Here is a 16,749-nt window from a genome sequence, read left to right on the forward strand (position 1 = left end):
GTGGACCTAGAAGCCGTACGCACCTACCTCGCCGTCCTCGAATCGGGCCGTTTCCGGGAGGCGGCCGACGAGCTGGGGATCACCCAGCAGGCCGTGTCCAAGCGCGTCGCCGCGCTGGAGAAGGAGCTCGGGGTACGGCTCCTCAGCCGTACCTCCCACGGCGCGGAGGCGACCATCGACGGGCAGGCCTTCCTGCCGCACGCCCGTGCCCTGCTCCAGGCCGAGGCTCGGGCGCTCGCCTCCGTACGCCCCGGAAGCCGGGCGCTGCGGGTGGACGTGATCGGCCGGCGGCTCGCGACCGCGACGCTGCTCCGGGCGTTCCACCAGGCCCATCCGGAGACGGAACTGGACGTCGTGACGCTCTTCGACGCCGACACGGCCGTCGCCGCGCTGCGCGCCGGGACGATCGACGCGTCCTTCCGCGCGGTCACCATGCCGGGCCGGCGGCTTCCCGAGGACATCGGAGTCCTCCCCGTCCTCGACGAACCCCTCCACCTCCTCACCGGCCCCGGCCACGCGCTGGCGTCGGCCCGTTCCGTCCCCCTCGCGCGGCTCGCCGACCACCGGATCTGGGTACCGGGGATCGCGAGCGGCACGGAGTGGGCGGCCTACTACGCCGACCTGTCCGCCGCGTTCGGGCTGACGATCGAGGTGACGGGCCCGGACTTCGGCACCGAGCCGCTGCTCGACACGGTCGCGGACTCCCCGGAGCTGGCGACGCTCATCGGCGCGGGAACGCGCCTGGTGTGGCCCGAGTCCCACGGCCTGCGACGCATCCCGGTGACCGACCCGACGCCGGTCTACCCGCACTCGCTGCTCTGGTCGACGGACAACCCGCACCCGGGCCTCCAGGCCCTCCGCGACCACCTGTCCGCCACCACCGCCATCGCCGTCGCCACCGGCGCGCCCCCGGCCACCGACACCTGGGCACCCTCCTGGTCACGCCCTAGACTCGGAGACACCGTCAACCACGGCTCAGGGGGCGCCCGATGAGATGGAACGGGGACACCGCGATCGGCGTACTCGTCGTACTCACCAGCGTGGGCCTCATCGTGACGGGCATCGTCGACAAGGGCCGCGGCGTACGCCCCTTCGCCGCCAAGCGCGCGCGGGCCGCGGCGGCACGCGCCTACACCCGCGACCTCCAACGCGCCGCCGACACCGCCATCGCGACCGCCCGCCACGCGGCGGGCGAGGGCGAGCCGGCCATCGTGACCGTCGACGCGGTGGTCCGGCTGACGCGCGAGCGCTACGGCCACGACGAGGTCGACCCCATCCACGCGGCCGCCACCCTCCGACGCCGCTTCACCCACGGCGGCTGCGCCACCGACTGCGTGACCGACGCCTTCGTCTGAAGCGGGGTCACTCGTTGAGGGCGACCTCCAGGTCGGCCCCGTCCCCGAACCGGAACCCGAGCGCGTCGACGAAGGTGAGGACGAGGTCCTCCGCCAAGGGGTCGGACTCCGTCGTCAGGGCCGACCTCAGCGCCGTCGGGTCCGGAACGACGCCGCACTGGCGGGACCAGGCCGTCGCTCGTTCCGCCGCCTGCGCCGGGTCGACGATCCACTCCTCGGGGAGGCCGTAGCCGCGGGCCGTCTCCGGGGACAGGACGCACTGCCAGGACGTGCCGTCGGCGGTCGCCGCCTGGATCGTGGCGAAGTCGCTGTCCACCACGTGGGCGACCAGCACGGGCGCGCTCGTCTCCTGGAGGAGCGAGGACGGCGGGTCCGACAGGGGATACGCGCGGAGGAGCTGCCAGTCCCCGTCGCGCGCCCACCAGACCGGGACGGCCTCCCAGGCCCGTACCGCCGCCAGTTCCGTCAACGGTCGGTCCGACCGTGCCACGAGGAAGGTTCCCGAGAAGCCCACGGCCACCACGGTAGCCGGGGCGCGGGCGTGTGCTCTGGACCGCCCCGGTGATCCGGGCGGCGCCGAACGAGTGGAATCGGCCCGGTCGGAGGCGTACGGGGGCGGACACCCGGGGTCCGGGTGGTGGTCTGGCCGCCGCCACCCGAACCCCGTACTCCCTCTCGTCACCCGCTCCCCGCTCCCCGCTCCCGTACCGGAAGGCGCGTCTCCGCCATGCGACGTATCCCCACCCGACGACTGTTCGCCGCGACGCTCCTCGTGGCGTCCGTCCTGGCTCCGACGGCCGTCGCCCCCGCCCCGGCGGTGCACGCGGCGGGCGTCACGGCAGGCGTCGCCCGCGCCGACGACGACTGTCCGCCCGGCGGCCTCGGACCCGAGATCGAGGCACGGCTCGACCGGACCATCGAGGAGGTGCGCGTCCAGGCCGGCATCCCCGGTGTCGTCGTCGGCATCTGGATGCCGGGCAAGGGGAGTTACGTCCGGGCGGCCGGCGTCGCCGACAAGACGACCGGCGCGCCCATGGACGCCGGCTCGTACGTCCGGATCGGCAGCGAGACCAAGACGTTCACCGTGACCGCGCTGCTCCAGCTCGTCGACGACGGGCGGGTCGGGCTCGACGACCCGATCGCGAAGTACGTCCACGGCGTCCGCAACGGTCACCACATCACGCTCCGGCACCTCGCCGAGATGCGCAGCGGCCTGTTCCCGTACACCTCCGACCCCGAGTTCATCCGCGACCTCCTCAGCGACACCCAGCGCTCCTTCGTGCCGGAGGAGTTGATCGCGTACGGCATGAAGCACGAGAACACCTTCAAGCCGGGGGCGAAGTTCGAGTACTCCAACTCCAACCTCGTCCTCCTCGGCATGGTGATCGAGCGGGTCACGGGGCAGCGGCTCCAGGACGTCATCCGCAACCGGGTGCTCCGCCCGTCCCACCTCTTCCACACGCTGTTCCCCGAGGGAACGGAGTTCCCGGAGCCGCACCCGCGCGGCTACACGAAGCAGACGCTCAGCGGCGCGATCGCCGACTCCACCGACTGGAACCCCAGCTGGGCCTGGGCCGCCGGAGCGATGATCTCCGACCTCCAGGACCTGCGGCACTGGGCGAAGATCGTCGCCACCGGCGAGCTCCTCAGCCCCGAGACCCAGGCGCAGCGCCTCAGGACCCTGCCGACCGGCATCCCCGGCACCGGCTACGGCCTCGGGATCTTCGAGACGGGGGGCTGGATCGGGCACAACGGCTCGCTGCCCGGGTACGAGACGGTGACCGTCTACCTGCCCGAGCAGAAGGCCACCCTCGTCGTCATGCTCAACACGGACATCCCGACCGCGACCACTCCGGAGCCGTCCACGCTCGTCGCCCGGGCCGTCACGCGGATCATCACCCCGGAGAACGTCTACGACGGCCGTACGACCTCGTGACCTCGTGACCTCAGGCCCTCGTGAGATCATCCGATCATGAGCGACCACCACCTCGACGTCAGCGCCCTGGCCATCAACGTGGTCATCCCCCAGGAGCTGCGGTGGACCGACACCCGCCGCGGTGAGGTCTTCGAGCTGATGACGCTCAACGTGCGCCTCCTCCCCGACGGCCGCCTCGCCACCAAGGCGTACGGCCGTCCGGTCGGCGGCGGACGGGGCGGGTACGTCTCCTTCCCCGTCCCCGACGAACCCGGTCTGGCGGCCCTCGTCGAGGCGGCCGCCACCCGGGCCGGCGCCATGTGGGCCGCCCATCGCGGGCTCGGCTGAGGCCGTTACGCGTTCCCCACCTCGTCGACCCCCACCTCGCCGACCCGCACCTCGTCGACCCGCACCTCACCGATCCGCACCGACAGCTGTGCGCCGAGTTCCTCGAAGCCCAGGGCGGCGGCGACCCGGCGGGAGGCCGGAACGCGAGCGCGCCACTGCGGGAGCAGGCCGGCGGCCAGGGCATGCGCGACGGCGGCCGACGCCACCGTCCTCGCCAGCCCGCGCCCCCGCGCCGCCGGGGCGGTCAGGACGCCGATGTGGGCGGTCCGGTGCGGCCACAGCCGGTATCCGGCGGCGGCCAGCGGCTCGCCGTCCTCGTGGAGGACGAAGGCCGGTGACGTGATGTCCTCCAGGGACGCCTCCCTCGCGTCCTGCGGTCCTGCCGCCCGCTCCAGGGCCCTCAGCGAGGGATCCTCGGCCGGTACGCGTTCCACGGCGGCGGCCGTCACCGGACGGAAGCCCTCCGGGGAGAGGAACGCCAGGGCCGCCGGGCCGAGCACCTCGGCGACGGGCAGGCGCTCCCTGTACGCGGTGACGTCCACCGCGGCCTCCGCCGCGCGGCCCCGCAGGGCCTCGCGCACGCGCGCCGCCGTGCGGGCGTCCGGGGCTGTGACCAGGGCGGCCCCTCCGAGGGTGACCGCGCCGGTCCAGCCGGGCGGGCACATCCGCGACTCCGGGGAGACGAGGACGCGCACCCCGCCGCGCGGCGGGAACTCCCCCGCGTGCCCGGCAAGCTCCTCCCAGAGCCGCCGGGCGCCCGCCAGGGGCGAGGTCACCGGAACTCGTCCGGCACGGGCGTCCCCTGGTGGTAGTACATGCGCAGCGGTCCGTCGGCCGGGCCGGCCGGGTCCCGGCGCCAGATCGAGCTGCGGCGGACCAGCCGGCCGTCCTTGACCGTCTCGAACCGGACGTGCACCAGGCCGGGCGCGAGCAGGACGCCCGTGACCGGGCCGGGCTCGTACTGGGTGCCCTCCGCCACGTTGCCGGCGATCGCGGGGAGCGCGTCGAGCATCTCCTCGTACGTCCAGTGGCGGCCCGAGGCGCCGACCTCCTCGAACTCCGGGTCGAAGAGCGGGAGCGCGAGCTCGCGGGAGTCGCGTACGGCCGGCTCCAGGAGGCGCAGTTCGCCCGCGATGGCCTCGGCGACGTCGGGGTGGAGGGTCTCGTCCTGTGCGGTCATGGGCCCTTCATACAGGGCCGACCTGGGGTCTGACCAGGGATTATCTTTCAGGTCGGCGCCTTTTCTCCCCCGCTCACTCGAAGGCGGCCGCCGCCTCCTTCAGCGCCGCCGCCACCGTTTCCGGCGCGTCCGGTCCCGGTGCCCCGGGGCGGTACGTCACCGAGTGGAGGCGACCCCGGTAGCGGAACGAGCGGTGGCGTTCGTACAGCGGCCAGGAGACCGGGGACTTGCGGTCGACGCCGACACTGATGCCCTGGAAGGGCGCCATGCCGATGAGCTGGTGGACGCTGTCGGGGGCGGCGCGGAGCTCGTCGTCGACGGTGACCGTGAAGCGCCAGCGCAGGCCCTCCTCCGCCGTGGCGGTCAGGAGGATCTCGTGCGGGCCTTCGGACAGGGGGCCCGCGTCCGTCTCGTGGAGCCGGCCGTACTCGTTGTACGCGAAGGTCAGGCGGCCGTTCTCGACGTAGGCGCTGTAGCCGCCGCCCTGGTCTCCGTGGGAGACGAGGACGCCGTCGCCGCTCTCCTCGACCGCGATCACGATCTCGAAGGAGCGGAGCGAGACGAGCCGGGAGGAGCGGTAGCGCTCCAGTTCCGGGGTGCCGGGCAGCAGGGTCAGCGGGCGGGAGAGGCGCTGTTCGGCGGGGTTGCGGCGGGCGAGGGCGCCGCTGTGGTCGGGGAGCGGGAAGACGCCGTTGCGCCAGGCGGCCTCCTCCCAGGCCGCCGACAGCTCCTTGACCAGTTCCGGGTTCTCGGCCGAGATGTCGTGGATCTCGGTCGGGTCGGTGCGGATGTCGTACAGGGCCCATTCGGAGTCGTCGTACGGCGCTCCCGGGCGGTGGAGGGTGACGAGCTTGTGGCCGTCGCGGTAGTGGCTGCGGTTGCCGGTCATCTCGCAGTACTGCTCGGGGTGGGTCGAGGTGTGCGCGGGGTCGGCGAGGACGGGGGTGAAGCTGCTGCCGTCGAGCTCCTGGAGCGGGAGGCCCCGGCGCGCCTCCGGCCGCTCCACGCCCGCCAGGTCGAGGAGGGTCGGGGCGATGTCGGTGACGTACTGGTACTGGGCGCGTCCGCCCGGCGCGATCCGGCCGGTCCTGGCGCCCTCCGGCCAGGACAGGACGAACGGGACGCGGACGCCGCCCGCGTACGTGTGGCCCTTGTAGAGGCGGAAGGGGGTGTTGGAGGCCATGCCCCAGCCGCGCGGGTAGTGGACGAGGCTGCGGGGGCCGCCGATGAGTTCGGGCTCGCGGTCGACGTCCGGGTCCCAGTCGCCGGGGAGGCGGGGGTGGTGGACGAAGCGGCTGAAGTACGAGCGGGTGCCCTCGGCCCCGCCCTCGCCCGTGCCGCCGTTGTCGGAGGTGAACACGACGATGGTGTTGTCGAGTTCACCGAGCGCGGCAAGGGTGTCGGTGAGGCGGCCGAGGTTCTGGTCGATGTTGTCGACCAGCGCCGCGTACACCTCCATGTAGCGCGCGTAGAGCTTCTGCTGATCCTCCGTCAGGGAATCCCAGGCCGGGACGTCGAGGCCTGCCTCCGCGTTGCGCTCCGGGAGTTCGGTGCCCGGCGGGAAGAGTCCGGCGGCGAGCTGCGCGGCGAAGCGCCGCTCGCGCAGGGCGTCCCAGCCCTCGTCGTAGCGGCCCTTGTGGCGGGCGATGTCCTCGGCCTTGGCCTGGAGGGGTCCGTGGACGGCGTTGTGGGCGAGGTAGAGGAAGAAAGGCTTGTCGGGGTCGTGGGCGCGCAGCGACTTCACCATGGAGATCGCCTGGTCGGTGATGTCGTCGGTGTAGTAGTAGTCGTCGGGGAACTCGTCGATGTCGAGCGGGCTGTTGTCGCGGACGAGCTGGTGCGGGTGGAAGAGGCTGGTGAGGCCTTCCAGGACGCCGTAGTACTGGTCGAAGCCCTTCTGGAGCGGCCAGTTGCCGCGGTGGTCGGCCGCGTTGGAGGCGGAGTCGCGGACGAGGTGCCACTTGCCGACGGCGTAGGTGGCGTAGCCGGCGTCGTGGAGGAGTTCGGCGAGGGTGGGGATGTCCTCGGCGACCTCCATGCCGTAACCGGGGAAGCCGGGGTCGAAGTTGGCGACCATTCCGTAGCCGACGCGGTGCGGGTTGAGGCCGGTGAGCAGGGCCGCGCGGGCCGGGGAGCAGAGCGGCATGGTGTGGTAGTTGCTGAGCTGCACTCCTCCCTCGGCCAGCTCGTCGAGGACGGGGGTGGGAATCTCCGAGCCGAACGGGCCGATGTCGCTGAATCCCATGTCATCGACGAGGACGACGACGATGTTGGGGGCCTTCGCGGGCGGGGTCGTACGGGTGGGCCAGGCGGGTTCCGAGTCGGCGAAGGTGCGGCCGACGCGGCCGGCGAAGCCCTCGTACGGGTCGCGGCGCTGGGTGGTGCTCATTTGGGGGCGGGTCCTTCCTGGTGGCCGAGGGTGCGGGCGGTGCGGAAGCCGCCGTGGCCGGTCGAGGAGTCGGGGGTGTTGTGGGAGCGGGCCGCGACCCGGTAGCGGTTGCAGTAGGAGGCGTGGCAGAGGTACGAGCCGCCGCGGATGACGTGCTCGCGGGCGTCCGCGTCCCAGGCGTCGGCGCACCATTCCCAGACGTTGCCGGAGGTGTTGTAGAGGCCGTGGCCGTTCGGCTCGTACGCCGTGACGGGGACGGTGCCGATACGGCCTCCGGGCCGCTCGGAGTGGTGCGGGAAGGTGCCGATCCAGGTGTTGCACTTCTCCTGGCCGCCGGGGGTGAGCTCGTCGCCCCAGGGGTAGCGGGCGCCGTCGAGGCCGCCGCGTGCCGCGTACTCCCACTCGGCCTCGGTGGGCAGCCGGGCGCCCGCCCAGGCGCAGTAGGCGAGGGCGTCGCCGTGGCTGATGTGGACGGCGGGGTGGTCGGCGCGGTCCTCGACGCCGGATCCGGGTCCCTCGGGGGCGTGCCACGCGGCGCCCTCGACGCCGAGCCACCAGGGGGCCGCCTGCACCCGGCCGAGGACGTGGGCCTCGGCGGCGGGGTGGAGGAGCAGGTGGAAGACGAAGGAGGAGCCGAAGCGTTCGGCGTCGGTGCGGTAGCCGGTGGCCTCGACGAACTCGGCGTAGCGCGCGTTCGTGACGGCGGTGGCGTCGATCGCGAAGGGCGCGACCGTGACCTCCCGTACGGGACCCTCGGCGTCGGCCGGGTAGCCCTCGCCGAAGGCGTCGCCCATCAGGAACGTCCCGCCGGGCAGCTCCACCATCGGGCTCGGGCGCCGGGCGGCCGCCCGTACGGTCGGCAGCGGGAGGAGCTCGGCGGTCCTCGCCGTACCGGACTCTCCCGCGCAGGGTCGTCCCGGCGTGCAGCAGGCGCTCATGCGGACACCGCCCCGACGGGAAGGCGGTCGGCCCGGGGCCGCCGCGACAGGGACGGGGACGCGGGTACGGGTACGGGCTCGGGCGCGGCGGCGAGCAGCGCCCGGGTGTACGGGTCCCGGGGGTTCTCGCACAGCTCGTCGGCCGTGCCGGTCTCCACGATCCGGCCCTCGTGCATGACGGCGATCCGGTGGCTGACCTGGCGGACGACGGCCAGGTCGTGGGCGATGAAGACGAGCGCGAGGCCCAGGTCGCGCTGGAGGTCGGTGAGGAGGCCGACGATCTGTGCCTGGACGGAGACGTCGAGTGCCGAGACCGGTTCGTCGCAGACGAGGACGGCCGGTTCGGGCGCGAGCGCGCGGGCGATGCCGACGCGCTGGCGCTGCCCGCCCGAGAAGGAGCGCGGGTGCCGGTCGGCGGCGGCCGGGTCGAGGCCGACGAGCCGCAGCAGTTCGGCGACGCGGGCCGGGCGCTCGCCGGGGGCGACGGTGCCGAAGGCGCGGAGCGGTTCGGCGACGATCTCGCCCACGGTCATGCGGGGGTTGAGGGAGGCGTACGGGTCCTGGAAGACCATCTGGACCCGGCGGCGTACGGCGTGGAGCTCCGCCCGGCCGGGCCGTGTGACGTCCTTGCCGTCGAGGAGGATCCGGCCGCCGTCGGCGGGGTGGGCGTGGGCGAGGACCCGGGCGAGGGTGGACTTGCCGGAGCCGGACTCGCCGACGATGCCGAGGGTCTCGCCCGCCGCGAGGGTGAGCGAGACGCCGTCGAGCGCGGTGAACGTACGCCGGCGGCCCCGGCCCTTGTACACCTTGCGGACGTCCTCGGCGGCGAGGACGACGGCGCCCGGGGCCGGGCGGTCGATCCGGGCGGGTGGCGGGGGCGGCGGCAGGGGTTCGGTGCGGTCGGCGGCGACGTGGCAGGCGGCGCGGACGGTGTCCCCCACCGGGGCGAGCGCGGGCGCCGTGGTGGAGCAGCGCTCCTCGGCCAGGGCGCAGCGCGCGGCGAAGGCGCACCCGGCGAGCGGGAGGCTCAGGTCGGGCGGGGCGCCGGGGATGCCGGTGAGCCGGGTGCCGGAGGGGGCGGAGAGCCGGGGTACGGCGGCGAGGAGGCCGACGGTGTACGGGTGCCGGGGGCGGGTGAGGACCTCGGCGGTGGGGCCGTCCTCGATGACCGTGCCGCCGTACATGACGAGGACGCGCTCGCAGGCGCGGGCGACGACGCCCATGTTGTGGGTGATGAGAACGACGGCGGTGCCGGTGGTACGGGTGAGGTCGCCGAGGAGGGTGAGGATCTGGCCCTGGACGGTGGCGTCGAGGGCGGTCGTCGGTTCGTCGGCGAGGAGGATGTCGGGTTCGCCCGCGAGGGCCATGGCGATGAGGATCCGCTGACGCTGGCCGCCGGAGAACTGGTGCGGGTGGTCGTCGAGGCGGCGCTCGGGGTCGGGGATGCCGACGAGGCCGAGGAGCTCGACGGCGCGGGCGCGGCGGGCCTTCCGGTCGGGGCGCCCGTGCGCCCTGAGCACCTCGTCGAGGTGGCGGCCGACGGTGAGGACGGGGTTGAGGGCCGTCATCGGGTCCTGGAAGACCATGCCGATACGGGCTCCGCGCACGGCCCGGAGCTCCTTCTCGTCGGCGGTCACGAGGTCCTGTCCTTCGAGGCGGACCGTTCCGCCGGTGATCCGGCCCGAGCCGGGGAGCATCCGGAGCAGGGCGAGGGCCGTGGTGGACTTGCCGGAGCCGGACTCGCCGACGATCGCCAGGGTCTCGCCGCGATGGAGAGTGAAGGAGACGTCCCGGACGGCGTGCAGAGCGCCTCCGTCCGGGGTGGTGAACTCCACGTCGAGGCCCTGGACTTCGAGGAGCGGCGGGGCCGGGGCGAGGGGCGGGGCCGGGGCGAGGGGCGGGGTCGCGCCGGGGGGCGGGGGCGCGCCGGGGGGCGGGGGCGCGCCGAGCGGCAGGGGCGAGTCGGGCGGCGGGGTCGTCATCGGCGTATCTCCCGGTTCAGTGCCTCGGCGGTCAGGGAGAGGCCGAGGACGAGCGCGGTCACGGTCACGAGCGGTCCCGCCGCGAAGTGCGGGGCCTGCGCGAGGTAGGGCATCGACTGGCTGAGGACGGCTCCCAGGGTGGGTTCGGGCGGCCGGACGCCGACGCCGAGGAAGCTCATGGCGCCCTCGACGAAGACGGCGACGGTGAGGGAGACGGCGATCTGGACGACGAGCGGGTCGGCGGCGTTGGGCAGGATGTGCCGGGTGAGGATCCGGGCGCCCGAGGTGCCGCCGACCCTGGCGGCCGTCACGTACTCCCGGCCGCGCTGGACAAGGATGCCGGTCCGCAGGAGCCGCCCGAAGACGGGGATCTCCGCGAGGGCGACGACGAGGATCACGGGCAGCCGGCCCGGGCCGAGGATCGCGGTCACGGCGAGCGCGAGGATGAGGCCGGGGAAGGCGAGGATCAGGTCGAAGGCGCGCTGGACGGTGGTGTCGGCGACCGGGTGGGCGGCCGCCGCCAGGGCGAGGAGGCAGCCGGCGAGGGCACCGGCCGGGACGGCGACCACGATGATCCCGAGGTCGGCGCGGATGCCGTACAGGAGCCGGGAGAGGAGGTCGCGGCCGAGGTCGTCGGTGCCGAGCGGGTGGCCCGGCGTGCCGGGTCCGGCAAGCGCCAGGGCGCTCTGGTCGGTGGGCCCGTGGCCCGCGAGGAGCGGGGCGAGGAGTCCGGCGAGGACGACCAGGCCGACGAGGGCCAGGCCCGTACGGCCGCGGGCGGTGGCGAGGGCGGCCCGGTAGGGGGAACGGGAGCGGCGCTTGCGGGGCGGCGCGGTCCTGTCGAGTGTGGTGGTCATGGCGGTCACTCCCACCTGATCCGGGGGTCGAGCCAGGTGTGGACGAGGTCGGTCAGGAGCTGGACGAGGACGAAGACGACGACGAGGAGGAGCAGGAGGTCCTGGACGACGGGGTAGTCCCGGCGGACCAGGGCCTGTTCGGCGAGCTGGCCGAGGCCCGGCCAGGCGAAGATCGCCTCGACGAGGACGGCGCCGCCGAGCAGGTGGCCGGTCTGCATGCCGAGGAGGGTGACGACGGGCGGGAGCGCGTTCGGCAGGGCGTGGCGCCACAGGAGGCGCCGGGGCGCGATCCCGGCGGCGGTGGCGGTGCGGACGTAGTCCTCGGTGAGGGAGCGTTCGATGCTGTCCTTGAGGTAGCGGCCGAGGACGGCGGCGCTGGGCAGGGCGAGGCAGAGCGCGGGCAGCAGGAGGTACTGGACGCCGAGGTCGGGCGCGGTCAGGAGCGGGACGCGGCCGCCGGACGGCAGGACGCCGAGGAGGACGGCGAAGAGCAGGACGAGGAGGACGCCGGTGACGAACGGCGGCACGGCGAGGGCTCCGGTGGTGAGCACCCGGACGGCGCCGCGCAGCCACCGGCTGCCGGAGGTGGCGCCGGCGATGCCGAGGAAGGCGCCGAGGACGACGACGAACAGCAGGGCGCCGAGGGTGAGTTCGACCGTGGCGCCCAGGCCGTCGGCGATCAGGTCGGCGGTCTGCCCGCCGATCGCGTACGAGGGTCCGAGGTCGCCGGTGAGGAGGCCGCCGATCCAGCGGGCGTACTGGGCGGGGAGCGGGTCGTCGAGAGCGAGGCGGGCACGGATGGCCGCCTCGGTCTCGGCGCTCGCGTCGGGTCCGGCGAGCACGGCCGCGGGGTCACCGGGGACGAGCCGCAGGACGGCGAAGACGAGGAAGGACGCGAGGAGGAGGACGAGGAGGGCGGAGGGGAGTCTCCGCACGAGATAGCCGCGCATCTCAGCCGGCCAGGTAGGCGTCGTCGAGGTTGAGATAGGTGAACTTGTTGACCGTGACGCCGTGCAGCTTCTTGGCGGTGACCTGCACGGAGCCGCGGATGGCGAGGTCGATGATGAAGGCCTCGTCGAGGAGGGTGTCGGTGATGCTCTGGCGCAGCGCGTTGGCGCGCGGGCCCTCGGCGGGCGCGGTCCACGCCTCGCGGACGGTCTTGGTGTAGGCGGCGGAGCGGAACTTGGAGGTGTTCTTGGCCTCGTTGAAGGGGTACGCGCTGACGGCGAGGGTCGAGGGCTGGACCTGGGCGAAGCCGTGGCTCATGGTCCAGAGCGCCGGCATGGTCTGGGAGATGAGCTTCTTCTGGGCGTTCGCCGAGTCGACGGGCTCCAGGGTGACGTGGACGCCTATCTGCCGCAGGTCGTACTGGACGGCCTCGGCGACGGCCGTCTCGCCGGGCAGGTTCACGTGGAGGAGCGGCAGGTCGAGGCGGGTGTGTCCGGCGGACTTGAGGAGCTCGCGGGCCTTGCCGGGGTTGTACGTGTAGTGGGTGCGGCCGGCCTCGGTGAAGGCGGGCGAGGACTTGGGCCAGGGGGTCGCGGAGGCGAGGCCGTATCCGCCGAGGACCTGCTTGACGATGCGCTCGCGGTCGACGCCCCAGGCGAGGGCCTGGCGGACGGTCTTGTCGTTCAACGGGGCGACCGAGGTGTTGACGCCGAGGTAGACGGCGCCGCCGCCGGTGGCGTACTCGCTGATGGCGAGGTCGGGGGCCTGGGCGACGACGGGCAGGTTCTTCCCGGGGACGCTGTAGGAGAGCTGGGTCTGTCCGGTGCGCAGGGAGGAGAGGAGCGCGTCGGCCTGGGGGACGACACGGATCTCGACGCCGTCGAGGTAGGGGCGGCCGGGCTGCCAGTAGGCGTCGTTGCGGGTGAGGCTGAGGCCGGTGCCGGGGCTCCACTTGGTGAGCTTGAAGGGGCCGGTGCCGATGAGCTGCTTGCCGGTGACGGCGGACTCTACGGTCTTCGGATCGGTGATGATCATGAACTCGAAGAGGTCGAAGAGGTTGTTCACCGGGTGGGCGAGCTTGAGGACGAGCTCGTGGTCGCCGCGCTTCTCGAAGCCGGTGACGGCGGCGGCCGTCGCCCTCAACTGTGCGGCACGCAGCGGGTTCTGAAGGTTCTTCACCGCGAAGACGACATCGTCGGCGGTGAACGGCCGCCCGTCGTGGAAGGTCACACCGGTGCGCAGCTTGAGGGTGATGCTGCGGCCGTCCTTGGCGTACTCCCACGAGGTGGCGAGTTCGGGCTGCGGCTTCAGCTGGTCGTCGTAGCGGGTGAGGGTGTTGTAGATCAGCCGGTGCTGAAGGGTCTGGGCGCTCTGGGCGAAGAGCAGGCTCGGCGTGAAGTCGGCGTTGGCGGCGATGGAGAGGGTGCCGCCGCGCCGGGGCTCGGCGCTCGCGCTCGCGTCCTTGCCCTTGGCCGCCGGGGCGGGCGTGTCGGAGACCGCCGAACGGCAGCCCGTGAGGCCGAGTCCGAGGAGCAGGGCGCCGCCGCCGGCCGCGCGCAGGGTGGTGCGCCGGGTGGGGGTGGAGGGCGTGGAGGTGGTGGACTCGGTCATCGTTGCCTGCCTGAGGGAGAGGTGGGAGACCCGCGGCGCACCCCTGTTTCCTTCCGCTGAGGAAGGAAAGGGGGCGGCGGGGAGTACGTGAGGGAGTGCCGCGGCACGGGTGGTGCGTCGTACGCCGTGCTTCGTGCGGGTACGCGGGACGGGCGGTGCGGGTACGCGGGACGGCCCGACGCGCGGCGCGGCCCGACAAGGCCGTGGCACACCGAGGGAGGTCGCCGGGCGGAACGGGAAAGCGGCCGACGCACGGCGTCAGGTCGGGAAGTACGGCCTGGTCAGCGGGGATTCAGCTCGACGGGGCCGGGCGTGAGGTCAGACGCGGACGGCACAGACCGCACTGGCCTGTCGACAGAGGTCGACGTGCCTGCGGGAGATGAGGCGCATGTCCGGATTCACGGGAGCAATATGACAGCGGCTTCGTGGGACGGTCAACACGGCATGCCCGCATGATGAGACGCCCTCAGCCCAGACTCTGGCGGTCCACCCCACCGAGAAGCTCCTCCACGGCCTGGAGAGGCGTCCTGAACAGGGAATTCAGCAGTACGGTGCCCGCCGCGACGGGCAACGCGGCCGGTCCGGCATGTGGACTGACGATCCGTTCGGGGTCGTCGCAGACGTGCGAGAGGTCGATCGCGGCGCCCCGGATCTCCTCCAGATAGGCCGGTTCGATGATGCTCGCCTGCTCGGTCACGACCACCAGGTCGGGGTTGAGGACGTCGAGGAGGAGGGCGGCGGCGCGGCCCACCGCCCGGGCCCGCTCGCGCAGGAGCCGGTCGGCGCGCCGGTCGCCCGCGGCCGCGGCGTCCACCACGAGGGAGGTGTCGGGCTCGGGGACGATCCCGCGCCGCACGGCGGTGAGCGCGAGCGCCGTGTTGGAGGCGGTCGCCTCCAGGCAGCCCCAACGTCCGCACGGGCAGGGGACCGTGGAGTCCGGGACGGGAAGGTGGGCGACGTCGCCGGCGGCCGCGCCCGGACCCTGGTGCACCACTCCGGCGAGGCCGACGGCGGCGTCGACGACGTTGCCGACGAAGAGGTGGACGAGACTCCGGCGGGCCTCCGGGCGTCCGAAGAGGATCTCCGACTGGGCGATGGAGCGGGCGTGGTTGTCGAGGCGCACGGTGTGGCCGCCGAGACCCCGGGCGAGTTCGGCGGCGAGCGGCCGGCGCCGCCAGCCGAAGGCGTCGTGCCGGACGACGACCCCGGCCGCCGGGTCCACCCAGCCGCCGACCGCCGCGCCGACCCCGAGCAGCGGGCGGCCCCGGGCGTGCTCGTCGAGGAACTCGCGCAGCTCGCGGGCGACGGCGGCGGGGAGGCCGTCGGGGCCGCCCGGGATGTCGGGGCCCCCGGAGGCGCCAGGGGCACGACCTGCGGGGGCGGCGCCGTCGTGCGCGTACGAGCGTCGGGCGAGGACACGGCCCCGGAGGTCGACGAGGCCGAACGTCGATCCGGGCACGCCGAGATGGACCCCGCCGACGACCGGCCCCCCGGTGGCGCCGACGTGCAGGTCCACGGGGATCTGCGGGCGTCCCACTCCCCCGCCGCCGGCCGGACCGGGCAGCTCGCGCAGGAGGCCCAGGCGGGTGAGGTCGGTGGTCTGGCGCGACACGGCGGCGGGGCTGAGGCCGGAGAGGCGGGCGACGGCGCCGCGCGCGACCGGGCCGTGGTCGAGGACGGTCCGCAGGACGGTGGCGGCGTTGGCCTCGCGCCGGCCGTCGCCCGCCATCCGGGGAGCGTGGGAGGAGGTCGTCATGGGTGCCTCTCTGCGTCACTGTTGCGGTGGTGTGAATTCCCGGCGCCTCGGTCGGCGGGGCGGCGGGACCTGCCCGAAGTGCCGTGACTCCGGCCCCTGTTCCGTACGAAACCGCTGGTCGTGGCGGGTTCGGCAGGGTGCGGCGAGCCGGTTCGGCGGCCGCGGGCAGGCGCCGATTCAACCACCGCGGACGGCGGTTCGGGGAGCGGGCCGGTGCTTGACGGCCGACGGCGGGCGCTGCGAGGCTCCGGGACATGTTCGCGACCTCCTCGTGTCCCGCCGTCTCCGGCGCCTGATCCTCGCGATCCCCCGCGATACCCCGCGGGCCGCCGACAAGGCCCGCGCGTCTCCCATTTCGCTTCTCCGCGCCGCTCTTCCGCGCCGCCACGCTCCCGGCAGTCCTGTGCCACCGCCCACGGCGTCTTCCCGTCACCTGATTACTTCCGCTCCGAGATTAATTCCGAGACACCAACTCCGGCGAGCACGCCCGGAACTCCGAAAGGCAGGCCCCACCATGTCCACCGCCACCGCGACCCCCGCCACCACCGTCACCGTCGAGCGCCTCGGCGGACGTCTGGGCGCCGTCATCTCGGGCGTCCGCCTCGGCGGCGACCTCCCCGCCGAAACCGTCGCCGAGATCCGCGCCGCGCTCCTCGCCCACAAGGTGGTCTTCTTCCGCGGCCAGGAGCACCTGGACGAGGAGTCCCACGAGGCCTTCGGCAAGCTCCTCGGCACGCCCGTGGCCCACCCCACCGTCCCGGCCGCCGACGGCCGTTACTCGCTCGGGATCGACTCGGACCACGGCGCCCGCGCCAACCAGTGGCACACCGACGTCACCTTCGTCCCGTCCTACCCGGCGTTCTCGATCCTCCGCGCGGTGGTCATCCCGCCGTACGGCGGCAACACCCTGTGGGCCAACACGGCGACCGCGTACTCCCACCTCCCCGAGCCGCTGCGCGTCCTCGCCGACAGCCTGCGGGCCGTGCACTCCAACGACTACGACTACGCGGCCCTGCGCCCCGGCGTCCCGCCGCAGGCGCTCGCGCAGTACCGCGAGATCTTCGTCTCGACGAAGTACCTCACGGAGCACCCGGTCGTCCGCGTGCACCCCGAGACGGGCGAGCGCACCCTGCTGCTCGGCAACTTCGTGCAGCGCATCAACGGTCTGACGGGCAGCGACTCGCGCACCCTCCTGGAGCTCTTCCAGTCCCACATCGAGCGCCCGGAGAACACCGTGCGCTGGCAGTGGCAGGTCGGCGACGTGGCCATCTGGGACAACCGCGCCACGCAGCACTACGGCGTGGACGACTCCGACGACCACGAGCGCAAGCTGCGCCGCGTGACCATCGACGGCGACCTGCCGGTCGGCGTGGACGGCGCCACCTCGGTGCTCCTGTCCCCCGAGGAGATCGCGACCCCGCCGTTCGGCGACGTGTCGGGCGCCTCGACCGCCAACGCCTGACGGCACCG

16 protein-coding genes are annotated in these 16,749 nt (G+C 73.7%); 5 read left to right on the forward strand and 11 right to left on the reverse strand.

Translation table 11 applies throughout. From position 1 onward, the window contains the following. Positions 1–993 (forward strand): LysR family transcriptional regulator, encoded by a 993-nt coding sequence (locus tag ACFC0Z_RS08975; RefSeq protein ID WP_376434335.1) that lies wholly within the window; start codon positions 1–3, stop codon positions 991–993. Further along, positions 990–1,355, forward strand: coding sequence for a hypothetical protein (locus ACFC0Z_RS08980; RefSeq protein WP_376434337.1), 366 nt, complete (start codon positions 990–992; stop codon positions 1,353–1,355). Before ACFC0Z_RS08975 ends, ACFC0Z_RS08980 begins: the two co-directional genes overlap by 4 nt. Positions 1,356–1,362: 7 nt before the next feature. Here the strand turns inward: ACFC0Z_RS08980 and ACFC0Z_RS08985 are convergent, their stop codons facing one another. After that, entirely contained in the window at positions 1,363–1,869 is a 507-nt protein-coding gene (locus tag ACFC0Z_RS08985) for a hypothetical protein (protein WP_376434339.1), read from the reverse strand. Between the two features lie 213 nt (positions 1,870–2,082). On the opposite strand from ACFC0Z_RS08985, the gene ACFC0Z_RS08990 reads away from it, so the two are divergent. Continuing rightward, a complete protein-coding gene (locus ACFC0Z_RS08990; protein WP_376434341.1) occupies positions 2,083–3,291 on the forward strand; it encodes a serine hydrolase domain-containing protein in 1,209 nt (402 codons plus the stop codon). Between the two features lie 36 nt (positions 3,292–3,327). Beyond that, the gene (locus ACFC0Z_RS08995; protein WP_376434343.1) at positions 3,328–3,618 is read left to right on the forward strand and encodes a hypothetical protein; all 291 of its coding nucleotides are present in this window, start codon (positions 3,328–3,330) and stop codon (positions 3,616–3,618) included. 5 nt (positions 3,619–3,623) lie between these two features. Here ACFC0Z_RS08995 and ACFC0Z_RS09000 read toward each other — a convergent pair whose 3' ends face one another. The 10 genes from ACFC0Z_RS09000 to ACFC0Z_RS09045 all read right to left on the reverse strand — a co-directional run bounded on the left by ACFC0Z_RS09000 (position 3,624) and on the right by ACFC0Z_RS09045 (position 15,279). Beyond that, entirely contained in the window at positions 3,624–4,394 is a 771-nt protein-coding gene (locus tag ACFC0Z_RS09000) for a GNAT family N-acetyltransferase (RefSeq protein WP_376434345.1), read from the reverse strand. Then, positions 4,391–4,798, reverse strand: a complete 408-nt coding sequence (locus ACFC0Z_RS09005; protein ID WP_376434347.1) for a DUF4440 domain-containing protein — start codon at positions 4,796–4,798, stop codon at positions 4,391–4,393. Before ACFC0Z_RS09005 ends, ACFC0Z_RS09000 begins: the two co-directional genes overlap by 4 nt. 73 nt (positions 4,799–4,871) lie before the next feature. Then, positions 4,872–7,187 (reverse strand): arylsulfatase, encoded by a 2,316-nt coding sequence (locus ACFC0Z_RS09010; protein ID WP_376434349.1) that lies wholly within the window; start codon positions 7,185–7,187, stop codon positions 4,872–4,874. Then, complete coding sequence (locus ACFC0Z_RS09015) at positions 7,184–8,125, reverse strand: formylglycine-generating enzyme family protein (protein WP_376434351.1); 942 nt, start codon at positions 8,123–8,125, stop codon at positions 7,184–7,186. The genes ACFC0Z_RS09010 and ACFC0Z_RS09015 overlap by 4 nt, the downstream gene beginning before the upstream one ends. After that, positions 8,122–10,107 (reverse strand): ABC transporter ATP-binding protein, encoded by a 1,986-nt coding sequence (locus ACFC0Z_RS09020; protein WP_376434353.1) that lies wholly within the window; start codon positions 10,105–10,107, stop codon positions 8,122–8,124. The genes ACFC0Z_RS09015 and ACFC0Z_RS09020 overlap by 4 nt, the downstream gene beginning before the upstream one ends. Continuing rightward, positions 10,104–10,964: an ABC transporter permease gene (locus ACFC0Z_RS09025; RefSeq protein WP_376434355.1), complete on the reverse strand. Its 861-nt coding sequence runs from the start codon at positions 10,962–10,964 to the stop codon at positions 10,104–10,106. The genes ACFC0Z_RS09020 and ACFC0Z_RS09025 overlap by 4 nt, the downstream gene beginning before the upstream one ends. Before the next feature lie 5 nt (positions 10,965–10,969). After that, positions 10,970–11,914 carry an ABC transporter permease gene (locus ACFC0Z_RS09030; protein WP_376434357.1) on the reverse strand — a complete coding sequence of 315 codons (945 nt, stop codon included), beginning with the start codon at positions 11,912–11,914 and terminating at the stop codon, positions 10,970–10,972. Position 11,915: 1 nt separating this feature from the next. After that, positions 11,916–13,523, reverse strand: a complete 1,608-nt coding sequence (locus tag ACFC0Z_RS09035) for an ABC transporter substrate-binding protein (RefSeq protein WP_376434359.1) — start codon at positions 13,521–13,523, stop codon at positions 11,916–11,918. A gap of 318 nt (positions 13,524–13,841) precedes the next feature. Next, complete coding sequence (locus ACFC0Z_RS09040; protein ID WP_329625827.1) at positions 13,842–13,913, reverse strand: putative leader peptide; 72 nt, start codon at positions 13,911–13,913, stop codon at positions 13,842–13,844. A gap of 76 nt (positions 13,914–13,989) precedes the next feature. Then, a complete protein-coding gene (locus ACFC0Z_RS09045) occupies positions 13,990–15,279 on the reverse strand; it encodes an ROK family protein (RefSeq protein WP_376434361.1) in 1,290 nt (429 codons plus the stop codon). A gap of 514 nt (positions 15,280–15,793) precedes the next feature. On the opposite strand from ACFC0Z_RS09045, the gene ACFC0Z_RS09050 reads away from it, so the two are divergent. Further along, positions 15,794–16,741 (forward strand): TauD/TfdA dioxygenase family protein, encoded by a 948-nt coding sequence (locus ACFC0Z_RS09050; protein WP_376434363.1) that lies wholly within the window; start codon positions 15,794–15,796, stop codon positions 16,739–16,741. Positions 16,742–16,749: the final 8 nt, after the last annotated feature.

This window comes from Streptomyces sp. NPDC056144 (assembly GCF_042264145.1).
In the GTDB taxonomy this organism is placed as follows: Bacteria; Actinomycetota; Actinomycetes; order Streptomycetales; family Streptomycetaceae; genus Streptomyces.

Coding starts and splice junctions, on each gene's coding strand:
- ACFC0Z_RS08980 (WP_376434337.1), top strand. CDS start 990: ATGAGATGGAACGGGGACACCGCGATCGGCGTACTCGTCGTACTCACC.
- ACFC0Z_RS08990 (WP_376434341.1), top strand. CDS start 2,083: ATGCGACGTATCCCCACCCGACGACTGTTCGCCGCGACGCTCCTCGTG.
- ACFC0Z_RS08995 (WP_376434343.1), top strand. CDS start 3,328: ATGAGCGACCACCACCTCGACGTCAGCGCCCTGGCCATCAACGTGGTC.
- ACFC0Z_RS09005 (WP_376434347.1), bottom strand. CDS start 4,798: ATGACCGCACAGGACGAGACCCTCCACCCCGACGTCGCCGAGGCCATC.
- ACFC0Z_RS09010 (WP_376434349.1), bottom strand. CDS start 7,187: ATGAGCACCACCCAGCGCCGCGACCCGTACGAGGGCTTCGCCGGCCGC.
- ACFC0Z_RS09015 (WP_376434351.1), bottom strand. CDS start 8,125: ATGAGCGCCTGCTGCACGCCGGGACGACCCTGCGCGGGAGAGTCCGGT.
- ACFC0Z_RS09020 (WP_376434353.1), bottom strand. CDS start 10,107: ATGACGACCCCGCCGCCCGACTCGCCCCTGCCGCTCGGCGCGCCCCCG.
- ACFC0Z_RS09025 (WP_376434355.1), bottom strand. CDS start 10,964: ATGACCACCACACTCGACAGGACCGCGCCGCCCCGCAAGCGCCGCTCC.
- ACFC0Z_RS09030 (WP_376434357.1), bottom strand. CDS start 11,914: ATGCGCGGCTATCTCGTGCGGAGACTCCCCTCCGCCCTCCTCGTCCTC.
- ACFC0Z_RS09035 (WP_376434359.1), bottom strand. CDS start 13,523: ATGACCGAGTCCACCACCTCCACGCCCTCCACCCCCACCCGGCGCACC.
- ACFC0Z_RS09045 (WP_376434361.1), bottom strand. CDS start 15,279: ATGACGACCTCCTCCCACGCTCCCCGGATGGCGGGCGACGGCCGGCGC.
- ACFC0Z_RS09050 (WP_376434363.1), top strand. CDS start 15,794: ATGTCCACCGCCACCGCGACCCCCGCCACCACCGTCACCGTCGAGCGC.